The 1822-nt window shown below is 73.4% G+C and carries 3 protein-coding genes and 1 pseudogene; all 4 read left to right on the top strand.

The window, feature by feature from the left end:
* Positions 1-278: pseudogene (locus CKO41_RS18505) on the top strand (hypothetical protein); the annotation flags it as partial.
* A 137-nt stretch (positions 279-415) separates the two neighbouring features.
* Positions 416-679, top strand: a complete 264-nt coding sequence (locus tag CKO41_RS18175; protein ID WP_200383278.1) for a hypothetical protein — start codon at positions 416-418, stop codon at positions 677-679.
* Between the two features lie 10 nt (positions 680-689).
* A complete protein-coding gene (locus CKO41_RS18170; RefSeq protein WP_200383277.1) occupies positions 690-986 on the top strand; it encodes a hypothetical protein in 297 nt (98 codons plus the stop codon).
* Positions 983-1822 (top strand): AAA family ATPase (locus CKO41_RS18165; protein WP_200383276.1); only part of this gene is annotated, 840 nt, incomplete at its 3' end. The genes CKO41_RS18170 and CKO41_RS18165, both read left to right, overlap by 4 nt.

The following is a 1822-nucleotide window of genomic DNA, read 5'->3' as shown; positions in this document are numbered from 1 at the left end:
GGGTGCCGCTCGCCGCGCGCCTGGCGGGCCGCACGCGGGCCGTCGCGCGGGCCTGCACCGCCGGGGCCGTCGTAATGCTCGCGACGCCCGCCTCGCGGGGTTCGCTGCTGCTGGCCCGCTCGGTGGCTGCGCGCGGGCTGCCGGTGGTCGCGGTGTGCTGGGGGTTCCCGGCCGCGGCGCTGCCCCCGGCGGGGGCGGGCGCCTGGTCGCCGCTCGGGGCCGCTGGCCCGGCGCGCCTGGCGCTTTGGGTCCCGGCGCAGGCTAATTTGTCACTCTGAGTGCTTGCAATAAGCGCCGAGAGTGCTAGACTTGTCACTAAGGGCGCTTTCTCCGGTGCCCTTCCGGCCCGGCGGCTCCGGGCTTGCTGCGCCCGCGTCGGTCACTGTGGGCGCCAAACAAGACACTGGGGGTGTCTATGTCGATCCGTCATCTGTCGCTGGACGGCTACCCGGTCTATGCCGCGCCGCCCCGCCGAGTCTTGGAGGCAATCGAACGCCAGCACGACGAGCACGAGCGGCTGTCCGCGCTGGCGCAGGACCGCTACGAGCAGCGGGTCATCGCGGAGGCCCGCGCGATCGCCGCCGGGACCTCGCCGGCCGCGCCCACCGTGGAGCATCTGCGCGTGGTGCTGCGCTGGCTCGACGGTGCCCAGTGGCCGGTCATTGGCGCGGCGTTCTGAGGAGGTGGCCATGTCCAGTCAGTGCAACCCGTACCAGGCTGCCGACAGCCACAGCGCGCGGTGGGGCGCGCCGCCCGAGCCCAGCGCGGCCGAGCAGGCGTTCGAGGATTGGGCCGATGCCGTCCTGTGCGACTGCACGCCGGCGCAGATCTTCGACGCGCTGCGCGCCTGCAAGACCGGCGCCTTCGGTCTCCCGAAAACGGGTGAGGTCCGCTGGACCGTGGAGAGCGCGGCTTGCCAGCTCTCCCAGGCCCTGGATAAGGCGCTCGCCCTGATCGCGGCGCACCGGCCGGAGGCGCTGCGGTGAGCGCCGGCCCGGCCATCACGGCGGGGGCGCCGGCCCTCGCCACCAACGTCACAGGGGGTGACACCATGACCAGCAACGTGCACGCCTTCGCCTTCCGCGCGGCCACCAAGGCCGCCGCCAAGCTGCGCGCGGCCCTGTTCGGGCCGTCCGGGTCCGGCAAGACCTACTCGGCGCTGGCGATCGCCAGCGGCCTGGGGCAGCGGGTCGCGGTGATCGACACCGAGCACGGCAGCGCGTCCAAGTACGCCGACCGCTTCGCGTTCGACGTGCTGGACCTCGCCGATGCGCGCATCGAGAACTACACCGCCGCCATCGCCGCGGCCGGCGCCGCCGGCTACGACGTGCTGATCTGCGACAGCCTCTCGCACCCCTGGCAGGAGCTGCTCGACGAGGTCGACCGGATCACGCTGAGCAGCCGCCACAAGGGCAACAAGTGGTCGGCCTGGAGCGAGGGCACGCCCAAGCAGCGCGCGCTCGTCGAGGCGATCCTGAGCTACCCCGGCCATGTCATCGCGACCATGCGCTCGAAGACCGAATGGGCCGTCGAGCAGGGCAGCGGCGCCAAGTCCAAGCCGGTGCGCGTGGGCCTGGCGCCGGAGCAGGGCAAGGGGATCGAGTACGAGTTCGACCTGCTGCTGGAGATCAACCAGGCCCACGCCGCCGAGTGCATCAAGGACCGCACCGGGCGCTTTCAGGACCGGGTCATCGACCGGCCCGGCGCCGAGTTCGGCCGCGAGCTGGCCGCCTGGCTGGCCGACGGCGAGGCGCCGCCACCCCGTCCCACCCAAGGGGCGCAATGCCCCGGCAGCCGCGCCGCCTCCCCGGCGGCCCCCAGC

The sequence above is a fragment of the Thiococcus pfennigii genome (genome assembly GCF_016583835.1).
Lineage (GTDB): Bacteria > Pseudomonadota > Gammaproteobacteria > Chromatiales > Chromatiaceae > Thiococcus > Thiococcus pfennigii.
The sequence above is the reverse complement of the archived record's forward strand: the minus strand, read 5'-3'. Positions and strand labels throughout refer to the sequence as shown.